The sequence below is a fragment of the Chryseobacterium sp. GTID13 genome (genome assembly GCF_056172655.1).
In genome coordinates this window covers 284,519-307,140 of record NZ_JAOCMB010000002.1, presented here as the reverse complement: position 1 = coordinate 307,140, position 22,622 = coordinate 284,519, and the positions used below count along the sequence as shown (strand labels likewise).

The window sequence follows — 22,622 nt, the reverse complement described above, 5'->3', positions numbered from 1 at the left end:
ATGAAAAATTTACTGTCTGCCCTTTTTATGGTGTCACTTTTGCTGGCAGCCTGTTCAAAGAAAGAAACGCCCGGTTTCGGAAATGAACAGGAAATGAAGGTTCACTATGATACAGCAGCAGTTGATTCATTTTCAGCGGGTGCCACTTCAATCGATATTGTGCGCCAGATCAGAATGTCTTCCCAGAAATACCAGGATTCTGTAAAAGAAGCTCTGAAACTTCAGAAAGAAGAACAGAAGCTGAAAGAAGAACTTGAAAAAGAAAACAAAAAGAAGCTGGAAGAGGAAAAGAAAAAAACAGAAGCAGAGAAAAAGCAGAAAAATTCTGACGCTGCGCCGGCCGCCGGAACAAAAACAGAATAAATCAACAGAAAAACATTTTAAAAAATTACAATATGAAAAAACAAATTTTCGCAGCTGCTGCCATAGCGCTATTCGCTGTATCGTGTACAAAATCAACGACTAAAACGGAGCAGGTTGAAAATGCTGACGGATCCTTAACAACAACTACCACTACAGTTTCGGAATCTCCGGCTGTATCTGTAGATACTGCTAAGATAGATAAAGCAAAAGAAGATGTAAAAGCCAAAGTTGATGCTGCAGGAAACAAAATAGATGATGCTGCACAGAAAACAAAAGAAGGCATTAATAAAGCAGGAAGCGATATTAAGGAAGGAGCCAATAAAGTAGGCAGTGACATTAAAAAGGGAGCTCAGGAGGTGAGCAAAGATGTTAAAGACGCCGCCGCAAAAGGAGCTTCAAAAGTAGAAGAAGGAGCCAAAAAACTGAAGGAGGATTTAAGAAAGTAGTAAAATACTAAAATATAGAAACGCAGCTGGAATTTCAGCTGCGTTTTTTTATGCATTTTTAATGACTGTTTTTTAGTGTCAAAATACCTTCTATCTTTCAACTTCTGACTCTCTTTCTGAGCCTGCCTTGTTAAGCTCCAGCAAAGGGTCAATATATTCCCTGTCATTGCTCAGTCTGGGAACTTTATTCTGCCCGCCGAGTTTACCTTTAGATTCCAGCCACCGATAGAATAATCGGGGTTTGGCAATATGTACGATCGGCCTTTTAAGGGTAAGGTTATTGTACCTTTTGGCCTCGTAATCAGAATTAATTGTTTTTAAATGACGGTCAAAGGCGTCGGTAAAACGTTCAAGGTCATCCGGATACCGGCTGAATTCAAAGATCCATTCATGAGCTCCGCTTTCATTTTCTTTCATGAAAACAGGCGCTCCGGTAAAATCGGTAATGCTTGCTCCCGTAGCTTCACAGGCCTTGGAAAGGGCAGATTCCACGTTGGTAATCATAAGTTCTTCCCCAAACGCATTGATATAATGTTTTGTTCTTCCCGTAATTTTTATTCTGAAAGGATTGGTTGAGGTAAAAACAACGGTATCTCCGATCAGGTATCTCCATAATCCGCCGTTCGTGGTGATCACCATTGCGTAGTTTTTTCCCACTTCAACATCTTCCAGGTTGACGACCTTCGGATTGGAAAAATGGAACTGATCCATCGGAATGAATTCATAGAAAATACCGTAATCCAGCATCAGAAGCATTTCATCGCTGTCCGAACGGTCCTGTATTCCGAAGAAGCCTTCGGAGGCATTATAAATTTCGTAGTAATTGATGTTTTTTCCGATGATCTGTCTGTATTGGTCCCTGTAGGGCTTAAAACTGATTCCACCGTGAAAAAAGACCTCTAAATTAGGCCACAGCTCAGAAATACTCCCGCTTCCGGTTTCCTTTAGTACCCTCTGAAGAAGAACCATCATCCAGCTCGGCACTCCAAGAATACTTCCTACGTCTTCATTCTTTACTTCCGAGGTGATGGCTTTGAGCTTGCTTTCCCATTCGGACATCAGGGAGACTTTTTTACTTGGAGTTGTGGTGATTTCTACCCAGAACGGAAGGTTGTCTATTAAAATCGCTGAAAGATCCCCGAATTTGGTGTTAAAATCAGCGTGAAGTTCAGAGCTTCCCCCAGTCGAAGGTTTTTATTCGTGAAGAGCTGATTTTCCGGATGATTGTTGGCGTAGATGGAAACCATGTCCTTTCCTGCCTTCATATGGCAGTATTCAAGGCTTTCCGTAGATATCGGGATGAATTTGCTTTTCGCGTTCGTGGTTCCTGATGATTTTGCAAAATGCTTGATGTAGCCGGGCCAGCTTACATCCTTGTGCCCTTGTCTGGCTTTTTCAATAAAAGGTTCAAAATCTTCATAAGTAACGATCGGAACCTTATTTTTAAAGTCCTGGTAACTGGAAATGGAATTAAAACCATATGCCTTGCCGTATTCAGTATCTTCAGCATGAAAGAGCTGGGAAAAGAGTATACCTTTCTGGGTTTCAATGGGATGGTCCATGAAATTCTGAATCTGATCTATCCTTTGACGGATAAACCAGTTGACGACCGTATTGAAAAGTGCCTTTGTTGCCATTCCAACAAATATAATAATATTTGGATTTTCAGAGAATTTTTATCGTGTTAAATAAAAAAACCGCTACAAATTATGTAACGGTTTTATATTTAGACTTATTGTTTCTTAACAATACTCATCAAAGGCAGCCTGAAGATTTGCTGCAATAGCTCCTGCAGGGTTCCCTTCAATATGGTGTCTTTCAAGCATGTGAACCAGTTCTCCGTCCTTGAAAAGAGCTACACAAGGTGAGCTTGGCGGGAATGGAGCAAGGTGTTTTCTTGCTTCTGCTACAGCTTCTGTATCGAATCCTGCAAAAACAGTTGTTAAATGATCAGGTTTCTTGTCTCCTGTAAGGGAATATACAACTCCGGGTCTTGCTGCTCCTGCTGCACATCCGCATACTGAATTAATAACCAGCAGGGTAGTTCCGGGCTGCTTTAGAGCCTCTTCTACCTGTGCAGGAGTTGTTAAGTCTTCGAAACCTTTATCTGTAAGTTCTGCCTTCATAGGCATTACCAAATCTGTTGGATACATATTTTTTTGTTTTTATCAGTACAAAGTTAAACAATTCTTTGCGTTTCATCAATATATAAAAACTATCAACGCTTTAGTCATAAAAAATTAATGCAATATTAATATTTCAATAATATCCAAAAAAGATGAAATAAAACTATGAATAATGATAAATATTTATTAAATTTGAAATGATTCTAAAACAACTGACCATGAAAAAAACATTTACCGCTTTCCCTCGAGCACTCAAATTATTTAACACAACCTGATTTTCAGCGGTTAAAGCAGATGCTCTCATTCAGTTTTAAATAATGATAACTGAATTAATAATTATGAATATCCAAAAATGAATCCGGGAACGCCAGCGTTCCCGGATTCTTTAATCAAATCGATATGCAAAGGTTGGATATCCTGTTTTGGGATCTGTGTTTCGTGTTCCGGAGTTGAATGGTCCGAATTCTGAAACGCGTCTCCTGTAATTATGAAAGCAGTTTCTTAGCCATTTCGGAAATACTTTTTCCGTCTGACTTTCCTGCTAATGCTTTTGAAGCGGCTCCCATTACCTTTCCCAGGTCTTTTGCAGACTCTGCTCCGGTTTGTGAAATAATATTCCTTATTTCCGCTTCCAATTCTTCCGGACTAAGCTGTTTTGGCAAGAATTTTTCAATTACTTTCATTTGGGCTTCCTCCACTTCAGCAAGGTCATTTCTTCCCTGTGCTGAAAACTGTTCGAAAGAATCTTTACGCTGCTTGATCATTCTCTGCAGAATGGCAATTTCCTGCTCGGGAGTAACTTCAGTGCCTCTTGCTTCAGTCTGTAGAAGTAAAATTTGTGCTTTTACAGCTCTCAGAGAGTCCAGAGCAACTCTGTCCTTCTCTCTCATTGCTGTTTTAATAGCTTCACTTATAGTATTTTCTAAACTCATTTTTTTTGCTTTAAGCTTTAGGCAATAAGCAGTAGGCTTTAAACTGGCTTCCGGATAAGATAAGCCTGCAGCTTACTGCTTATTGCTTATAGCAATTTAGTCAACGTCTTTATTTAAAAATCTGTTTTCTCTCACCTGCATAGATCCATTGTTGTCAGACAGATAGGTGTTGATGTTCTGATCTGATGCATTGGTTCCGTCAATGGAGATATTCTTTCTTTTAAAAGCCGGTACGGACTCGAATTCACTGGTGCTGTCAAAGCTTTGATAGCGTGAGTTGAACTCTTTTAATTTATTTCTTCTCTCCAGAATTCTTTCCTGATCCACAGCCTTGTTCACAAACGTGAATTCAGATTCTGCAGGTTTTGGAGCTTCCGTTTCTGTTTTTTCCTCAAAAGCAGGTTTTGTTTCCGCTTTTGGCTCTTCCTGTCTTGTCTGGAAGATGGTTTCAGCTGCCTGAACCGGAATTTCAGTTACTGCCGAAGATGTTGTAAACTCTGCCTTTGGCTGTCCGTAATCTGTTTTAGGCTCATTGGATGATGGCTGATTATTGACAAAGAAACTGAATTCAACCGGCTTTTCATCTGAAAAAACACGGGTTGCCGGTGTAGACGGAGTGTCATCTTTTTTGGCATCAAAATCAAATTTAAAAGATTCGATTTCCAGATCATTAGGGTCTTCTCCTTCTTCATCATAAGAGAAAAGACTGTAGGATTCTTCCTGCTGCTCTTCTTCATTTCTCCAGCTGTTAGCAGGATTGCTCTGTACATCTTCCTCTTTATCAAAGAATCTTATTTCTGTTTTGATCTCTTCTTCCTCAATAATCATTTTTTTCAGAAGACTTCAATCCGAACTGAGGGATATCGCTGTCTTCATCATCGAGTCTGAAAGTATGTTTTCCTCCAAAATCATGCGTTGTTTCAGACGTAGTTTCTCTTTCCTCTCTGGTTTTGAAAGGCGATGCTTTTGGAGCTTCAAGGCTGTCATTAAGACTAATTCTGATTTTTTCTGTAGGACCTGCAAATTTTTTGCTGTCATTTGAAAAACCGGTAGCGATTACAAGAACGCTTACAGAATCTCCCAATTCCTCATCTGCCCCTACCCCGAAGATAATATCGGCTGTATTTCCGGCTTCTTTCTGGATATGGTCCATAATTACCCCGATCTCATCCATGGTTACTTCTTCAGCACCACTTCTGATCAATAGAAGGACGTTTTTAGCACCTGTGATCTTGTTGTCATTCAACAACGGAGAGTCAAGGGCTTTTTTAACGGCTTCTTCTGCTTTATTTTCACCTGAAGCAATACCTGTAGACATCAATGCAGTCCCTGAGTTCTGAAGTACGGATTTGGCATCTCTAAAGTCAATGTTTACATCAAAGTAACCTGTAATAACTTCTGCCATCCCTTTTGCGGCATTGGTTAAAACTTCATCGGCCTTCGAGAATCCCTGCTTGAATCCAAGGTTTCCGAACTGCTGTCTTAATTTATCATTATTGATCACAATAAGTGAATCAACGTTATTTCTTAGTTTTTCAAGACCGTTTTCTGCCTGCTCAAGTCTTCTTTTCCCTTCAAAGCTGAAAGGAACGGTAACGATACCTACGGTAAGGATGCCCATATCTTTGGCAACTTTGGCAATGACAGGAGCTGCTCCGGTACCGGTACCACCACCCATTCCGGCAGTGATGAACACCATTTTGGTATTCTGGCCCATTGCTGCTTTGATCTCTTCGATACTTTCGATAGCCGATTTTTCTCCTACTTCGGGATCTGCTCCCGCACCAAGACCTTCTGTGATGGTTGTTCCCAGCTGTACTTTATTGGCAACAGGGTTGTTATCCAGAGTTTGGGCATCGGTATTACAGATCACGAAATCTACCCCGTAAATACCTTTCTCGTACATGTGCTTCAGAGCGTTGTTTCCACCGCCACCTACACCGATTACTTTTATAATGGATGAATTTCCTTTTGGCAAATCAAATGAAAATCCTTGTGTATCTATGTTTTCCATAACTATGCTTTTTATAATTGATAATTGATAAATAATAATTGATAAGGTAACATCATTGATCAATTATCATTCATCGTTTATGCTTTACTCTACTTCTTCAAAGAATTTTTTAACTTTTTCCATAAGCGACTGCCCGAAAGTCAGTTTTGCTCTTCTGTTTTCCTGTTGCTCGCTGGCAATGGTTTGCTCCTGAACTATGGCTGCCGGCTGAACGGGCTGAACTGTTTCTGTCTGTGTTACAGCAGCTTCTGCTTTGGCGGGCTTTTCTTCAACCACCTGTTCTGCTTCGGCTCCCTGCTTTTTGTCACGGATCTTTAAACTTTCCATCAGCAAGCCGATTGATGTAGCAAATTCCGGGCCTTTCAGGTACTGGTTTTTATCGTTGGCAATATATTCGTTGGCAAAACCGATTCTGCTGTCAAAACCTGTCGTATAGTTGGCCAGCTGACGAAGATGCTTAAGGTTGGATCCGCCTCCTGTAAGAACGATCCCGGCAATTAGTTTTTTCTTTTGTTCAAATGCTCCGTAAGCTTTTAATTCTGTATTCACCATTTCCAGGATTTCTTCTACTCTGGCGTTGATAATCTGCGCCAGGGTTTTAAGGAAATTTCCTTGTCCGGTCTTCCGTGAAGTCCGGGAATGGTAACAAATGTACTGTCTTTTTCCAGTTCCGGAACTGCAGAACCGAATTTTACTTTCAGCTGTTCTGCATGCTTTTCAATAATTGAGCAGCCTTCTTTGATATCTTCCGTAATGATCCCGCCTCCGTAAGGAATCACGCAGGTATGACGGATGATATTGTCTTTGAAGATCGCAATATCTGTAGTACCGCCGCCTATGTCTACAATAGCAACGCCGGCTTCTTTTTCTTCTTTGGTTAAAACAGCTTCTGAAGATGCCAAAGGTTCCAGGGTAAGGGCTTCCATTTCAAGGCCGGCTTCTCTTACACATCTTGCGATGTTCCGGATGCTGCCCATTTGTCCTACCACCACATGGAAATTAGCCTCCAGGCGTTTACCGTGCATTCCTACAGGCTCCTGAATTTCACCTTCGGAATCCACTTTATATTCCTGGGGAAGAACATGGATAATTTCTTCACCCGGGAGCATGACCAGCTTTTTTACCTGATCTTTAAGTGCCTCGATGTCGTCGTCTGTAATAAATTTGTCCGGATGCTCACGCATGATATAGTCCGAGTGCTGAAGGGAACGGATATGTTTTCCTGCAATACCTACTGTAACTTTACGGATAGGAACTCCTGCGCTGGACTGTGCTTCAGAAACGGCAGCCTTGATGGAGTTGATGGTTTGTGAAATGTTATTCACAATCCCTTTATGAACTCCAAGACTTTTGGCCTTTCCAACGCCGAGAACTTCTATCTTCCCGTGTGCATTCCTCCTTCCGACAATCGCAACAATCTTTGTTGTTCCGATGTCCAGACCTACTGAATACTCTTGATTTTCCATTTTATGTCGATTTGATTTTTTTCTACTTTTTCTTACAATTGGACTTATCCAATTTTATGTTTATTTGTCCATCCGGACTCTTTCTATTCTATTTTTACTTTAGCTTTCGGCTTTGTTCCGGCCGGTTTTTTCTCTGTCTTTTTGGTTTCCTTTGGTTGGGTTGTCGCTTTTGGTTTTATTTTTTCCTTCGGCTTTGCTGAAGTTGTTCTTGTTTTTTTAGCTTCGGTTGTTTTGGGCAGTATTTCCGGTTTTTTTACGGCTGCAAGAACCGGAGCGTTAGCGAGCTCTTTGTTTCCTGCTTTCAGAATACTGTCGTTTTCTTTAAAATATGGATTTAAAGTGGTTACGATCTGATTCTGATATTTTACAGACACCATACTGTACTTTTGCGGATCCTGGAATACGAGGTATTTTTCCACAAAGGTTTTTAAGCCTTTTACTTTAAATTCAATATTATCCAGATCTCCTATTTCTACTTTATAATTTCCGTCACTGGTCAGAAGGTTATAATCGTCCTTGCTTTTCGAAATTCCGATAAAGAATTTTTTGCTGAACTCATCTTTATCAATCTTTTCAACCAGCTCAGCCAGCTTTTTGTACTCATCGGGCTTCACATTTCCCGTTACCAGCATGCAGGGATGGGAATAGGTCTTTGAAATAGGAAACTCGATTCCTTTTTCATCCACATAAAAATCCCTTCCTTCTTTATTCAACCTGAAAACCGGCACTCTCTGCTTGATATCCAGGTAAAGCTTCCCGTTAAGGTTTAAGTAGACATTGGCGCTGTCTACTGCGGGAAGGGCATTGATCTTCTTTTCAAGCACTGGAATATTCAGGTCCCCGACTTTTCCTGAAGGGTTTTCTTTTTTTACAATTTCCCGGATATCTTTCTCATCAATGAAGTATACGGGTGTTTTTTCGTTCATTTTTACAGAAATCTTATTGTCCGTAATCTTCTGGCCGCTGAATCTCTTCAATGAGAAACTCAGCAGTAATCCAAGGATGATCACTGTGACAGCAATTTTTGATATTCTGTATTTATTTTTCATACTTTAATTGTATTCATGTAGTGGTGTAAAATGTATTCATGGTTTTGTGTTTGTAAATTCATGAATACTTAAATACCTTACTACTTTTTACATTTTTTCAACCCATTCACAAATAGGATCGTACAGGGTATCGATGTTTCCTGCGCCTACGGTAAGTAGAATGTCAAAATCTTTTTCTTTTATTTTTCCGAAAGCACCGGACAGGTCCGATTTTTCTTTTTTATCTAAATTCACTTTTTCCAATAACCAGTCAGAGGTTATTCCTTCAAAGTTTTCCTGAAGTTCTCTTGCAGGATAAATGTCGAGAAGGATCAGCTCGTCTGCTTTACTTAAGCTTTCAGCAAAACCATCGGCAAAATCTCTTGTTCTGCTGAAAAGGTGCGGTTGGAAAACAACGAGAAGTTTTTTATCCGGATAAAAAGTTTTGATGGAGTCCACTACTGCATTGATTTCTGTAGGGTGGTGGGCATAATCATCAATGTAAATTTTACCGTTCGGATAAATATGTTTGGTATATCTTCTTTTAATTCCTTTAAAGTTGGCAATAGCCTTTTTCAGCGTTTCAAAATCTACGCCTAAATTGTGGAGGATAGCCAGTGCAGCAGTAGCATTTTCCACATTGTGAATTCCCGGAATTTCCCAAACAAAATCTTTTACGGTTTCTGCCGGAGTATGGAAATCAAAATAAATCTTATCATGATCCATACGCAGGTTATCCGAATAGTAATCTGCTACCTCATTTACGGCATATGTTTTATGGTCCCTGCCGATATCCAGGCCTTTTCTTACAAATAGCTGTTTATCATCAGGAACAAGGGCTGCAAACTGTTTGAAGCCTTCTTCAATATGGTTTTTGTCACCATAAATATCCAGGTGGTCTGCATCGGTAGAAGTTACTACTGCCCAGTCCGGGGAAAGGTTTAGAAAGCTTCTGTCATACTCATCTGCTTCCACAACGGAGTATTTTGTCCCGTTATACAGGAAGTTGGATCTGAAATTTTCAGAAATACCACCTAAAAAGCATGAAAACGGAAGGTTTGCCTCTTTACAAAGATGAGAAACCAAAGTGGAAGTGGTTGTCTTTCCGTGAGTTCCTGCTACGGCAATACAGTCTGTATTTTCAGTAATTAAACCAAGAACTTTTGCCCGTTTTAAAACTTCAAACTGATTTTGATTAAAGTAATCCAGAATTCCTAAAGTTTTGATAGCAGGGGTATAGATTACCAGAGTATCTTCTTTTTGAAGTTGGGTTATTCTTTCATCAATGAGGTCTTCAAAAACAATATCAATTCCTTCTTTCATCAGCTGTTCCGTAAGCTTGGTGTTGGTTTTATCATAACCCAGCACTTTTTTACCGGAAGCATTGAAATAGCGTGCCAAAGCACTCATCCCGATACCTCCGATTCCTACGAAGTAATAATTTTGATATGTTTCTAAAATCTTCATTCTTTTTGTATTAATGTATTTTTGTAAAATGTATTCATGTATGTTTTGTCATTAATACATTTTACTTTGTACTTTTTACAGTTTTAAATATCTCATCCACAATTTCTTTTGCTGCGTCTGGCTTGGCAAAATATTCCAGGTTTTGAGACATTTCGTTTCTTACACTTTCACTGCTGCAGATTTCTTCCAGTGTATTCCAGAATTTTTCCTGCATTTCAGAGTCTTTTACCATTCGGGCTGCATTTTTTCAACCAGGTTCATGGCATTTTTGGTCTGATGATCTTCCGCTGCAAACGGGAAAGGCACCAGGAGAACGGGCTTTCTAGCTACTGCCAGCTCTGAAATGGCAATGGCTCCGGCTCTTGACACGATAACATCGGCTGCAGAGTAGGCCAGTTCCATATCTTTGATGAATTCTCTCAACTGAATCTGAGATCCGAGATCCGAGATCAGGGATTCGTTGCTTAATTCATTGTAATCCAGTTTTCCGGTTTGCCAAATCAACTGATATTCTTTTTCTTTCAGGTTTTCCAGGTTAGCTTTCCAGGCATTGTTTAATGTTCTGGAACCCAAAGAGCCGCCTACAGAAAGAATGGTAAGTTTGTCTTTATCAAGACCCATTTTTTCTTTGGCCAGGGCTGTTTCTGACATTCCTGTAACGATATTCTCACGAATAGGATTTCCCAGGAATTTTATTTTTCAGCAGGAAAACCGTCTACTTTCGGATATGCTGTGAAAACGGCCTGAGCTTTTTTGCTCAATATCTTATTGGTTACGCCTGCATGGGCATTCTGCTCCTGAATAAAGATCGGAATTCCCAGCCTGCTGGCTTCATATAAAGCAGGTCCACTGGCAAAACCTCCTGTTCCTATTGCAAAATCCGGTGCGAAGTTCTTTATGATCTTCTTTGATTTAGAAAGGCTTTTCAGAATTTTGAAAGGCAGACCTAAGTTAGAAAGCATATTTCCCCTGTCAATTCCGGCGATATCAATACCTTCAATTTTATAACCGGCCTGTGGAACTTTTTCCATTTCCATTTTCCCGTTGGCTCCTATGAACAAAAATTCTGTATCCGGAAATCTTTTTCTGATCTCATCTGCAATGGCAATAGCCGGGAAGATATGTCCTCCTGTTCCACCGCCGGATAATATTACTTTCAGTTTTTTGTTCATCTTTATTTTGTTACTGATACCTAAGCGATATCATTAATTTCTGCTACACTTTGTTTTTTGCCCATTCCTTCTTCATCATATATCTGGATTCTTGAGCTTATATTTAAAATAATTCCAAGCTGGAGATAGGTAACCAGCATGGAGGTTCCTCCATAGCTTATCAGCGGTAATGGCTGTCCTGTTACCGGGATCAGGTTGATGGCTACAGCGATGTTCACAGCAAGCTGGACAAAAATCATCACCCCGAGGCTGAGCACGAGCAGGGAACCGAAAAAGGCGGGCATTTTGCTTGCGATCATTACAATCCGGATCATCATGATGAGATACAGGCTGATAAGGAAGGCTGCCCCGATTAGTCCGTATTCTTCTACAATCACTGCAAAAATAAAGTCGGAGGCAGATTGTGGGAGCATTTGTTTTAATGCGCTTTTCCCTGGCCCCATTCCTGTAATTCCGCCATGTACGATGGCTGCTTTGGCCTGCATGACCTGATAGTTTTTTGCTTTTACACTCTCATCATCCACATCAGCTGTTTTTGCTTTGCTGGAGGTAAATGTTTCGATACGGCTCATCCAGGTATGTACACGGTTTCCGCCGATGAGGTTGGTATTCAGAGCAATGATCAGAAATAATATAATGGCTATAAAGGATGAGGAGATAAATCCTGCAATATATTTCCAGTGAAGCTGTCCGATAATGAGGACAATTACAGAAACCATCAGAATCATCAATGCTGTGGAGCCGTTATCTTTTGCAACCAGTACAAAAACCAGCAGGATAGGCCCGAAAATATACATAATGTTCTCTATCGGAAGCCTTTCCCTTGTTATTTTTTTGGTCAGATACCTGCAGAGGTAAATGATGAGCATGAGGAAAGCAAATGATGAAGGCTGGAATGAAATGGGCGTTCCGGGAATTTTCAGCCATCTTGAAGCACTGGCTCCGTCAATGGTCTGACCCGTAAACATGGTAACGATGAGCAAAACAATCATGAGCCCAAGCAGGATGCTGCTGAGCTTTCCGATGTACTCATATTTGATCATTCCAACGACTCTCATAATCACCAGACCTAAGACTACAAAGAACATATGCTTGATGACGTGACCTGTTGTGGTCCCGTTATTAACAATATATTCAAGATTTGAACTTGCTGAGTATACGGGGAAAATAGAGAAAATGGAGATCACAAGGATGACCATCCAAAGTACTTTATCGCCCTTTAGCAATTCAATTCTGTTTTCTGTGTTCTGTTCGTCCATATTATATTCTGTATTGTTGTATTCATATAAAATGTATTTATGAATCTAAATCATTACTACATGAGTACTTCAATACTTTTTTACATTTCCTTTAATACCTGCTCTTTAAACTGTTTTCCCCTGTCTTCATAGCTTTTGAAAAGGTCGAAACTTGCGCAGCATGGTGAAAGCAACACCGTATCACCGCTTTTTGCAAGTGATTTTGATATTTTCACGGCTTCTTCCATGCTTGACGTGTTATAAATAAATTCTTTTTTGTCTTTAAAGAATTCTATAATCTTCGTGTTATCTATTCCTAAGCAGACAATTGCCTTTACTTTTCTTTTAACAAGATCCTCAATTTCTGTATAATCATTTCCTTTGTCCAGGCCTCCAACGATCCAGACTGTAGGGTTTTTCATACTTTCCAGGGCGTAATAGGTGGCATTTACATTCGTTGCCTTACTATCGTTGATGTATTTTACACCGTTGATTTCGGTTACAAACTCCAGTCTGTGCTCTACCGCCTGGAAAGTCATTAGAGAGTTTCTGATACTTTCATTGTTGATTTCCAATATTTTACCGGCTATTGAAGCGGCTAAGCTATTGGCTACATTATGGTTTCCAAGAAGGGAAAGCTTGTCAATTTTCATTGAGAACTCGTCCTTCATTTTTACCACAATCTCATCATCGTTAATAAAACCTCCTTCAGATAATTTTTCCTTGGTTGAGAAAGGAATCATCTTCGCTTTTATTTCCAGCTTTTCAAGGATATTTTTGCTCATTTCATCATCTTTGTTGTAGATGAAGAAGTTATCATTTTCCTGATTTTCCGCAATTCTGAATTTGGCTAAAGCATATTCTTCATAATTGTAGTTATATTGGTCCAAATGGTCCTGCGACAGGTTCAACAATAGAGAAATATACGGTCTGAAGTTCTGAATATCATCCAGCTGGAAAGAGCTTACTTCCAGAACATAATATTCATGGTTTTCATCGGCCACCTGCTTGGCAAAGCTGTATCCTATATTTCCTCCCAGTCCTACATTCAGTCCGTCGTTTTTCAGGATGTAGTAGATCAGGGAAGTTGTTGTTGTCTTTCCATTGCTTCCTGTAATGGCGATGATCTTTGCATCGGTAAATTCTGATGCAAATTCAATTTCAGAGGAAAGTCTTATTCCTTTTTCATGAATTTTATGAACGATTTCTGCCTTTTTCGGAATTCCAGGGCTTTTTACAATCCAGTCAGCATTTAAAATTCTTTCTTCGTTGTGGTTTCCTTCTTCAAATTCAATTTCATTTTCGGCTAAAAACTGCTTATAGTTATCCTTAATAGCTCCTTTGTCTGAAAGAAAAACTTCCAGACCCTGTTTTTTAGCTAAATAAGCAGCTCCGCATCCGCTCTCTCCACCTCCTAAAACAACTATTTTCATATTTATTCTTTTGTAAAATGTATAATGTAAATTGTATTAATGTAATTTGGCTTTGTTTTAATACTTCATACTTTACACAAAATTTTTATCTCATTTTTAATGTGATCAGGCATACAATAGCCAGCATTACCCCAATGATGATCATTCTGTTCACGATCTTGCTCTCATGGAAACCTCCTTTCTGATAGTGGTGGTGTAATGGTGACATTCTAAAAAATCTATTATTCTGAGCATATTCCAGCCCGTATTTTCTTTTTCTGTATTTGAAAACTACAACCTGCAGCATGACAGATATATTTTCAATCAGGAAGATCCCGCATAGAACAGGAATCAGAAGTTCTTTTCTCAAAATGATGGCTAAAACGGCAATCACTCCTCCAAGCATTAAACTTCCGGTGTCTCCCATGAATACCTGTGCCGGATAGGTATTGTACCAGAAGAAACCGATAACGGCACCTACCATGGCCACGGCAAAGATGGTGGTTTCCCCATGTTCGGAAGGAACATGATATTGAGGTAATCTGCAAAGATGATGTTCCCGGAAAGGTAGGCAAACAGGGCAAGGGTAAGCAGTATGACTGCGCTGGTTCCTGCGGCAAGCCCATCAATTCCGTCTGTAATATTGGCACCGTTTGATACAGCCGTTACGATGAAAATAACGATGGGTATAAAGACAATCCATGCCCATTCGTGGGCATCTTTATCATTCATCCAAAACAGAATTCCACTGTAGTCGAATTCGTTGTTCTTGGCAAACGGTACGGTAGAAACGGTAATTTTTTCCGTAGGCATAAAGTTCTGCTCTACATTGTTTCGGTTCACTACTTTTGCATCTGCATATTTTCTTTTAACGGTGATGTCCGGATGGAAATACATTGTAATTCCGACGATTAGCCCTAATCCGACCTGGCCTACAATTTTAAATTTTCCGCTCAGGCCGTCTTTATTTTTCTTGATTTTCTTTAAATAATCATCCAGGAACCCTATGGCACCCATCCATAACATGGAAACCAGCAGCAATACGATATACACATTGGTGATCCGGGTAAACAGCAGTACGGGAATAATCGTCGCAATAATGATGATGAGTCCTCCCATGGTAGGGGTCCCTTCTTTCTGCTTCTGCCCGTCTAATCCAAGGTCACGTACCAATTCGCCCATCTGTCTTGCCCGCAGATAGTTGATAATCCTCTTACCATAAACAAGGGCAATGACAAGAGAAAACAGTACGGCAATACCGGCACGGAAAGAAATGTATCTCAGCATTCCCAATCCCGGTATATGGATTCCCTGACTGGTTAGATATTCGTATAGATAGTATAACATGTTCCTTTTTATTTAAAGATTAAGAGATTAAGCATTTAGAAATTCGGGTTGTGTTTTTTAATCTCTGAATTTCTAAATTTTTTAATCCAAATCATTTATTTGCTCATTAACTTCCAAAGTTCGTTGATCGTTTCTTTGTCGTCAAAATGATGTTTCACACCATTAATGTCCTGATAGTTTTCGTGGCCTTTTCCGGCTACCAACACTATATCTTTTGGTTCTGCGAACCTGATTGCCATTTTTATAGCTTCTTTTCTGTCCGGGATTGAAGTGTATTTGCTGAAGTTCTGAGGTTCAACGCCTGCTTCAATTTCCTTGATGATCTGGGCAGGATCTTCTGTTCTCGGGTTGTCTGAGGTGATGATTGCCAGAGTCGATTTTTTGGTGGCAATATTCCCCATTTCAGGTCTTTTCGAGTGATCCCTGTCGCCTCCGCATCCGAAAACGGTGATCAGCCTTTCATTTTTTGTCCTGATATCATTGATGCTGTCCAGAATATTTTCCAAAGCGTCCGGAGTGTGGGCATAATCTACAATAAAGAAGATTCCGCCGTCTGATTTGAAGGTTTCGAATCTTCCGGAAACTCTATTTAGCTTGCTGATCGCCTGCAGAATTTCATCCTGTTCAAAATCAAGCTCGGAAGCAATTCCGAAAACCAGCAGTAAATTATAAATGTTGAATTTTCCTGTCAATGTTGTCCAGAATTCTTTTCCATTGAAATTCAGCAGCATTCCGTTGAAATCAATTTCTAAAGATTTCCCGTGGTAATCTGCCATGGTCTTCATGGCGTAAGATTTTTTCTTTGCCTTTGTATTCTGAAGCATTACCATTCCGTTTTTATCATCCACATTGGTGATGGCTATGGCTGTATCTTCCAGTTCATCGAAGAATCTTTTCTTTGTTTTCAGATAATCATCAAAGGTTTTATGATAATCTAAATGATCGTGGGTAAGATTGGTGAAACCGGCCACTTTGAAATGCAGCCCTTCGATTCTGTTCTGGGCAATTCCGTGAGAGCTTACTTCCATGAAAGCATATTCACAGCCTTCCTCAACAGCCTGAGCTAAAATTTTATTGATGGTAATAACATCCGGAGTGGTGTGGGTTGCAGGAATAATTTTTTCCCCAATCCTGATTTCCACTGTGGAAAGCAGTGCTGAATCATAGCCTAAATTTTTGAATACATCAAAAAGAAGGGTAGATACCGAAGTCTTTCCATTGGTTCCGGTAACTCCGATTAACTTAAGCTTCTGAGATGGGTTTCCGTAAAAGTTAGAAGCCAGATGTCCCAAAGCTTTGGATGAATCTTTCACCCTGATATAGGTTACATTTTCATTCAATGTTTCAGGGAATTCTTCGCACACTACTACTTTTGCACCTTTTTCAACAGATGATGCAATGTATGAATGTCCGTCTGCAACGGTTCCCCTCACTGCTACATAGAGCGAGTTTTCCGTAACCTTTCTGCTGTCGAAAACCAATTCTGAAACCTCACGGGTATCGTCACCGTGAATTTCTAAAACTGGGATTCTTTTTAATAATTCTGTTATTATCATTTTTATCAATAGGACTTTATCCTATTCTTGTTAAATCGTCCTTTCGGACTGGTTTTTCTTATTTTAATTCTGCAGAGACAAATAAATTCTCTGGTTCTTGCTGATTATAGTACCTTCCAGAGGAAATTGCTCCTTAATCCTTCCAACGCCTTTGTAATCAACTCTGTACCCTAAGTTTTCCAGCTGTGGAATGATGTTTTTCCCAATCAATCCGACTACGCTTGGCATTTGTTTATTATTGACAGCTATTTTAACATTAGGCTCTACCATTTTATTCAGGTTCACTTTTCTGTCTACCAGCATTTCTTTTTCTATATTCTGCGGTGTTTTCAGGAATGTTTTTCCTGCAATTTCTTTAAATACCGGTGCTGAAACGGATCCGCCATAAAAGCCTTTTGCGGTATTCGGTTCGCTGATCATTACGTAACAGGTATACTTTGGATGATCTGCAGGGTAGAATCCGGCAAATGAAGCGCGGTACTTCATAGGGCCCGGAAGCCAGTATTCAAATCTTGCGGTACCTGTTTTCCCTGCCATTTTCAGGTTAGGGGTAAAGATGCTTCGTCCGGTTCCTTTTTCTACGGCTTTAGTCAAGGCGCTGGTCATCATTTTAATGGCTTTTTCTGAGGCCATTTTATTAACCATCACCTCTGGTTTGGCGCTATAGATTACTTTGCCGTCTTTCATGATTTTGTCGATGAAGAGAGGTTTAAGCATTTTACCGCCATTGGCAACGCCATTATAGAAGGTTGTTAGCTGCAATAAGTTAATATTTGAGGAGTATCCGTAAGAAATAGAGGCTAATGTAGCAGCGTTCCATCTCTTATTTTCCGGCGTTACGATCTTCGGTTTTGTGATTCCCGGAAGCTCGATATCCATTTTATCGAATAATTTCCATCTTTTCAGGTGATCAAGAAAAATCTGCGGTTTGTCTGCATAATATTTGGTGATCAGTTTTGCCGTTCCCACGTTACTTGATTTTGCCAAAACATCACTTATGTCGTAAGTTCCTCCGCCGTGGCCATCTGAAATTCTTTGTTTAGCATAGGTCCAGACTCCGCCTCCTACGTTCACGGTAGTATTTTCATCGATGAAGCCATCGTCCATCGCGGCTAAAAGTGAAATGGTTTTAAAGGTGGAACCCGGCTCAATATTATCTTTTATAGCATAGTTGTAAGAATCTTCATATTCTCCATCTTCTGTTCTCCTCAGATTAACCATCGCTTTTACTTTCCCGGTTTCCGTTTCCATGACGATCACCGTTCCGTGTTTTGCTTCAAAATTGATCAGCTGCTTCTCTAAAGCAGAGTGGGCAATATCCTGAATTCTAAGGTCTAAGGTGGTGTAAACATCCTCTCCGTCTACCGGTTCTTTTACTTTCCAGTAATCGATCGGTTTCCATTGGGAAGAGTTGATTCTCTGCTCTAATCTTTTACCATCGGTTCCGGTAAGGTATTTTGAGAAAGCGCCTTCCAGTCCGGCTTTAACTTCACCATTATCCATGCCGATAGTTCCGGCCCCGATCTCTGAGGTGGCCAATTCTCTTTTATAATTCCTGTCTACGATAAAACCTCCTTTATTTTTTCCTTTTTTGAAGATCGGAAAGTTTCTGATACGGTCATACTGATCGAAATCAAGGCCTTTTACCAAAGTATAGTATTGATTTTTCTTTCTCTTCTGTTCGTCAAATTTTTGTCTGAATTCTGCTCTGGGTTTTCCGAACATCTTGCTTAAGGAATCCGTCAGCGCACCAATATTGTTGCTGTAGATCGTATCTTTCATGGTTTTGAAATCAAGATAGATATCGTAGCGCATCACGGTTGTGGCAAGAATGGATCCGTCCGAGGCAAACAGGTTTCCGCGGGCGGCCTTCAAAGTGGCCTCACGGTAATTTTTATTAATGTAATCGTCTTTAATCTCCTGAACATTAGTGTTTTGCAGGATTACTATCCTGGCAAGAAACATCACAAATACGCACAGAACTCCCACTGCGAAGAGATAGCCCCACCTTAACGTTTTTTTACGCTTGTTATCGTATTCATTTTGTTTTTGCATCTGTACTGTCTAGTTTTATGAGCAGTTTGTGAGGATGATTTTCCAAAGTCATCAGCGAGTCTTTGGCGACTTCCTTCCCCAGTTGCGATTCCATTTTTACTTTGATCAGCTTACTCTGGGCGTAAGCGTTTCTTGATTTATATTCTTCTGTTTCTTCTTTTAATGCATTGACAATTTTGATCTTTTTGTTGACTAAGTGATTGCTGTAAATCATTGCCATCATCAGAACAAACAACAGTAAAAAATACTTGTAATGAGTTTTGATCTCATCACGGTTCAGAAAGTTTCCTTTTATGATATCTATAAAAGTGAGCTTTTTCTGAGGGCGGTTTGTTGTTCTTTTTGCCAAAATCTTTTATCTCAATTTGCTTTGCAGTGAATTTTCTTTTGTTGTCAATAGTCAATTTTTAAAATTAACTCTTCACCATTCACTCATTCACCTTTACACTTTAATTCCTGTTCTCATTTTTGCACTTCTTGCTCTGGAGTTTTCTTCAATTTCCTTGTCATCGGGGATAATCGCTTTACTTTTGAGCAATTCAAATACTTTTTTATAGTTTCCGTAGATGTCTCTTTCCTGTTCGCCTTCAAACATTCCGTTTTTCAGGAATCTTTTTACCAGGCGGTCTTCCAGTGAGTGGTAAGAGATGACCACGAGCCTTCCTCCGGGTTTTAAAATATTGAGTGCCTGAACCAGCATTTCTTTCAACGCTTCGAGCTCCTGGTTAACTTCTATCCTTATCGCCTGGAAAAGCTGTGCGTAGAACTTATTGACTTTATGAGGCGGAAGATAGTTGAAAAGCTTTTTCAGATCTTCAGTGGTTGTAATGGCTTTTGTTTTTCTGTGATGAACAATATCTCTTGCCAGTTTTCTTGCTTCTCTCAGCTCACCATAATGATAAAAGATATCAGCAAGTTCGCTTTCTTCATATTCATTAATGACTCTCTTGGCATCAAGATTCTGCATCACATTCATTCTCATATCCAGAGGAGCGTTATTTCTTGTTGAAAAACCTCTTTCTGCTTCATCAAACTGATGAGATGATACTCCAAGGTCTGCCAGCACTCCATCGATCTGGGAAAAGCCGTACATCAGCATGGAATTTTCCAAAAACCTGAAATTCTGATTAACCAGTGTAAACCTTGGGTCATCAATTGTATTTTTAAGGGCATCCAGATCCTGGTCAAAACTGAAAAGTTTTCCTTTCTCTGAAAGTCTGCTCAGGATTTCTCTTGAATGGCCTCCTCCTCCAAAAGTGCAGTCCACGTATATTCCGTCAGGATTCGTCACCAAATCATCAACGCTCTGCTTCAATAAAACGGGGTTGTGGTACATACTTAATTGTGTTTTTACCTGCTTTTACGGCAAGTGTGGTTTATTCTTCTTCAAAAGATCCCATTACATCTTCGGCCAGGTTCGCAAAATCAGCTTCATTGGTTGAGATTACCTTTTCGTAGGCTTCTTTATCCCAAATTTCAAAAAGCTCTCCTGCGCTGGTAATCACGGTATCTTTCTGAAGGTTTGCAAAATGAACCAGATCTTTTGAGATCTGAAGTCTTCCTGCATTGTCCAGCTCTACTGTTTTTACCCCTGCCGTAAACATTCTAATGAAATCAGCATTCTTTTTAATGAATCTGTTCAGTTTATTTATTTTGCCCATCAGTTTGTCCCAGGCATTCATGGGATAGACTTCGAGGCAAGGCTGGAACACAGATCTCTTGACTACAAACGCCTTATCGTCGAAGTTTTCCATCTGTTTGATCAGGGAGGAGGGAACTTTTAAACGGCCTTTGTCGTCAATTTTACACTCATATGTTCCAATGAAACTTTTCATTTGGGACAAATTTATATAATAATTTCCAAAATTTCCCACTTTTTCCCACTTTTTGACTTAATGTTAATAAGTTTTATTAAGGATTGAATTTAAACAGGGTAAGTGGTTGATATAATGCCTGTTGTAAAAACTGTTATTTGGCCCATAATAACGGGGTTTTGAAAAAAGTAAAGAAAAAGGGTGATATTATATTATTTTTACTTTAAATTAGGGTAATCAAAATTTTTTTGAGGTTTAATTTGTATTTTTGCAAAGCTTTATTAAGGCATTTTATGATATTTAGTACAAAAAAAGGAAAGAAATATACTTTTGTAGAGGCGGGAGAAGGACATCCATTGGTGCTGTTGCACGGTTTAATGGGTGGTTTGAGTAATTTCGATAAAATGGTAGATTTTTTTTCGGAAAAGGGGTTCAAGGTATACGTTCCTCAGTTACCTATTTACGATCTACCGGTACTTAATACTAATCTTACCACTCTTGCAAAATATATTATCAAGTTTATAGAAAGTCATATCTCCGGACCTGTTACCATTGTAGGAAACTCTATGGGTGGGCATGTAGGGCTTATCATGACTTTGGCAAGACCGGATCTGGTAAAGAATCTTGTATTAACCGGAAGTTCAGGACTGTATGAAAGAACTTTCGGGGATAGTTTCCCGAGAAAAAACGACCGCTCTTATATAAGGAAGAAGACAGAAGAGGTTTTTTATGACCCGGCTGTTGCCACAGAAGATCTTGTAGACGAGGTTTTTTCTGTAGTAAACGACAGGATGAAAGGAATAAAGACGGTAATGCTGGCAAGAAGCGCCATTAAACATAATATGCTGAATGATCTTCCTAAGATATTGACTCCTACGTGTCTGATCTGGGGAAGGCAGGATAATGTAACGCCTCCTGAAGTGGCTGAGGATATGCATAAATTTATTCCCAATTCGGATTTGTTCTGGATAGACAAATGCGGGCATGCTGCGATGATGGAAAAGCCGGATGAGTTTAATGAAATTCTCTACAACTGGTTAAAAGATAAAGTTTAAAACAAATAATAATAAACCATTAAGAAAGCTCTTAATGGTTTGTTTTTCTAAAAAATATTCGAAAGATGGTTATTAAAACAGCAAGTTTTGTGAAAAGTAGCGGAAAATGGCAGGACTGTCCTGAACCTACGATGCCGGAATATGCTTTTATCGGAAGGTCTAATGTTGGAAAATCATCATTGATCAATGCGATGATGAATCATAAGGATCTGGCTAAAACTTCCGGAACTCCGGGGAAAACGCAGCTTATCAATCATTTTTTAGTTAATGAAGAATGGTATCTTACGGATTTACCGGGCTATGGGTATGCTAAGGTCTCAAAATCTATCAGAAAGGATTTCGAGAAGTTGATCACGAATTATATTCTGAACAGAAGAAACCTGGTGAACCTTTTTGTTCTGGTAGATTCCCGGCATACTCCACAAAAAATAGATATGGAATTTATCCAATGGTGCGGGGAAAGCGGAATTCCTTTTTCGATTGTTTTCACGAAGGCAGATAAACTGAAACCGAACGTTGCCATTCAGAATGTAGAAAACTATAAGAATGAGCTGCATAAGACGTGGGAAGACCTGCCTGAAATGTATGTAACTTCTGCGGAAAAGAAAACAGGAGGCGATGAAATCCTGAACTTTATTAAGAAAACAAATGATTTTTTAAAAAACAACAGCGTAAGTTTTGATGAGTAATATAATCTGGAAAATTAAAACCTTTGATGAGTTTACGGTTCCTGAACTGTATGCGATCCTAAAAGCCCGTATTGATGTTTTTGTCATTGAACAGAATTGTCCTTATTCTGATCTGGATAATTACGATCAGAAGGCTGTCCATATCTGGGCGGAAGAAGATGGAGAAATCTTAGCTTACTGCAGGGTTTTTGACAAAGGAATCAAATATGATGAAACTTCTCTGGGAAGGGTGCTTACCACAGAACAGGCAAGGGGAAAAAATCTTGGAAGGCAGCTTATCCAATATGCTGTAGAAACTATTGAAAACCGTTTTCATACTTCTGAAATTAAAATCTCGGCGCAGGATTATTTATTGAGATTTTATTCCGGATTCGGATTTGTAGATACAGGAAAGAAATATCTGGAGGATGATATTCCACATACGGAAATGATCAGAAAATAG

16 protein-coding genes and 5 pseudogenes are annotated in these 22,622 nt (G+C 39.5%); 5 read left to right on the top strand and 16 right to left on the bottom strand.

The features are described from left to right. On the top strand, positions 1 to 363 hold the full coding sequence (locus N4G44_RS01535) for a hypothetical protein (protein WP_474924336.1): 363 nt from the start codon (positions 1 to 3) through the stop codon (positions 361 to 363). 32 nt (positions 364 to 395) lie between these two features. After that, a complete protein-coding gene (locus tag N4G44_RS01530) occupies positions 396 to 809 on the top strand; it encodes a hypothetical protein (protein ID WP_474924335.1) in 414 nt (137 codons plus the stop codon). A gap of 90 nt (positions 810 to 899) precedes the next feature. On the opposite strand, the pseudogene N4G44_RS01525 reads toward N4G44_RS01530, so the two are convergent. The 16 genes and pseudogenes from N4G44_RS01525 to mraZ all read right to left on the bottom strand — a co-directional run bounded on the left by N4G44_RS01525 (position 900) and on the right by mraZ (position 20,457). After that, positions 900 to 2,446, bottom strand: a pseudogene (locus N4G44_RS01525) (GH3 auxin-responsive promoter family protein). Between the two features lie 105 nt (positions 2,447 to 2,551). Beyond that, a complete protein-coding gene (locus N4G44_RS01520; RefSeq protein ID WP_048501608.1) occupies positions 2,552 to 2,962 on the bottom strand; it encodes a BrxA/BrxB family bacilliredoxin in 411 nt (136 codons plus the stop codon). A 458-nt stretch (positions 2,963 to 3,420) separates the two neighbouring features. Further along, positions 3,421 to 3,867: a GatB/YqeY domain-containing protein gene (locus N4G44_RS01515; RefSeq protein ID WP_474924334.1), complete on the bottom strand. Its 447-nt coding sequence runs from the start codon at positions 3,865 to 3,867 to the stop codon at positions 3,421 to 3,423. Between the two features lie 96 nt (positions 3,868 to 3,963). Beyond that, positions 3,964 to 5,881: pseudogene (ftsZ, locus tag N4G44_RS01510) on the bottom strand (cell division protein FtsZ). An 84-nt stretch (positions 5,882 to 5,965) separates the two neighbouring features. Then, a pseudogene (gene ftsA / locus N4G44_RS01505) lies at positions 5,966 to 7,347 on the bottom strand (cell division protein FtsA). A gap of 83 nt (positions 7,348 to 7,430) precedes the next feature. Beyond that, the gene (locus N4G44_RS01500; RefSeq protein WP_474924333.1) at positions 7,431 to 8,396 is read right to left on the bottom strand and encodes a cell division protein FtsQ/DivIB; all 966 of its coding nucleotides are present in this window, start codon (positions 8,394 to 8,396) and stop codon (positions 7,431 to 7,433) included. A gap of 87 nt (positions 8,397 to 8,483) precedes the next feature. After that, on the bottom strand, positions 8,484 to 9,842 hold the full coding sequence (gene murC, locus N4G44_RS01495; protein ID WP_474924332.1) for a UDP-N-acetylmuramate--L-alanine ligase: 1,359 nt from the start codon (positions 9,840 to 9,842) through the stop codon (positions 8,484 to 8,486). A gap of 61 nt (positions 9,843 to 9,903) precedes the next feature. Beyond that, a pseudogene (gene murG / locus N4G44_RS01490) lies at positions 9,904 to 11,014 on the bottom strand (undecaprenyldiphospho-muramoylpentapeptide beta-N-acetylglucosaminyltransferase). Between the two features lie 20 nt (positions 11,015 to 11,034). Next, the gene (locus tag N4G44_RS01485; RefSeq protein ID WP_474924331.1) at positions 11,035 to 12,273 is read right to left on the bottom strand and encodes an FtsW/RodA/SpoVE family cell cycle protein; all 1,239 of its coding nucleotides are present in this window, start codon (positions 12,271 to 12,273) and stop codon (positions 11,035 to 11,037) included. An 80-nt stretch (positions 12,274 to 12,353) separates the two neighbouring features. Continuing rightward, complete coding sequence (gene murD, locus N4G44_RS01480) at positions 12,354 to 13,685, bottom strand: UDP-N-acetylmuramoyl-L-alanine--D-glutamate ligase (protein WP_474924330.1); 1,332 nt, start codon at positions 13,683 to 13,685, stop codon at positions 12,354 to 12,356. Between the two features lie 85 nt (positions 13,686 to 13,770). Then, a pseudogene (gene mraY / locus N4G44_RS01475) lies at positions 13,771 to 15,011 on the bottom strand (phospho-N-acetylmuramoyl-pentapeptide-transferase). 95 nt (positions 15,012 to 15,106) lie between these two features. Beyond that, positions 15,107 to 16,567 (bottom strand): UDP-N-acetylmuramoyl-L-alanyl-D-glutamate--2,6-diaminopimelate ligase, encoded by a 1,461-nt coding sequence (locus tag N4G44_RS01470; RefSeq protein ID WP_474924329.1) that lies wholly within the window; start codon positions 16,565 to 16,567, stop codon positions 15,107 to 15,109. A 63-nt stretch (positions 16,568 to 16,630) separates the two neighbouring features. Beyond that, positions 16,631 to 18,622, bottom strand: coding sequence for a penicillin-binding transpeptidase domain-containing protein (locus N4G44_RS01465; protein ID WP_474924328.1), 1,992 nt, complete (start codon positions 18,620 to 18,622; stop codon positions 16,631 to 16,633). Continuing rightward, positions 18,606 to 18,971 carry an FtsL-like putative cell division protein gene (locus N4G44_RS01460; protein ID WP_040992842.1) on the bottom strand — a complete coding sequence of 122 codons (366 nt, stop codon included), beginning with the start codon at positions 18,969 to 18,971 and terminating at the stop codon, positions 18,606 to 18,608. The genes N4G44_RS01465 and N4G44_RS01460 overlap by 17 nt, the downstream gene beginning before the upstream one ends. A gap of 93 nt (positions 18,972 to 19,064) precedes the next feature. Next, positions 19,065 to 19,958 (bottom strand): 16S rRNA (cytosine(1402)-N(4))-methyltransferase RsmH, encoded by an 894-nt coding sequence (gene rsmH / locus N4G44_RS01455; RefSeq protein WP_474924327.1) that lies wholly within the window; start codon positions 19,956 to 19,958, stop codon positions 19,065 to 19,067. 40 nt (positions 19,959 to 19,998) lie between these two features. Beyond that, positions 19,999 to 20,457, bottom strand: a complete 459-nt coding sequence (mraZ, locus tag N4G44_RS01450; RefSeq protein ID WP_474924326.1) for a division/cell wall cluster transcriptional repressor MraZ — start codon at positions 20,455 to 20,457, stop codon at positions 19,999 to 20,001. A 272-nt stretch (positions 20,458 to 20,729) separates the two neighbouring features. Between mraZ and N4G44_RS01445 the strand changes: the two genes are divergently transcribed. The 3 genes from N4G44_RS01445 (at position 20,730) to N4G44_RS01435 (ending at position 22,622) form a co-directional block, all read left to right on the top strand. Further along, positions 20,730 to 21,491: an alpha/beta fold hydrolase gene (locus N4G44_RS01445; protein ID WP_474924325.1), complete on the top strand. Its 762-nt coding sequence runs from the start codon at positions 20,730 to 20,732 to the stop codon at positions 21,489 to 21,491. A gap of 65 nt (positions 21,492 to 21,556) precedes the next feature. Continuing rightward, positions 21,557 to 22,180 (top strand): ribosome biogenesis GTP-binding protein YihA/YsxC, encoded by a 624-nt coding sequence (gene yihA / locus N4G44_RS01440; protein WP_474924324.1) that lies wholly within the window; start codon positions 21,557 to 21,559, stop codon positions 22,178 to 22,180. Beyond that, entirely contained in the window at positions 22,173 to 22,622 is a 450-nt protein-coding gene (locus N4G44_RS01435) for a GNAT family N-acetyltransferase (protein ID WP_474924323.1), read from the top strand. The genes yihA and N4G44_RS01435 overlap by 8 nt, the downstream gene beginning before the upstream one ends.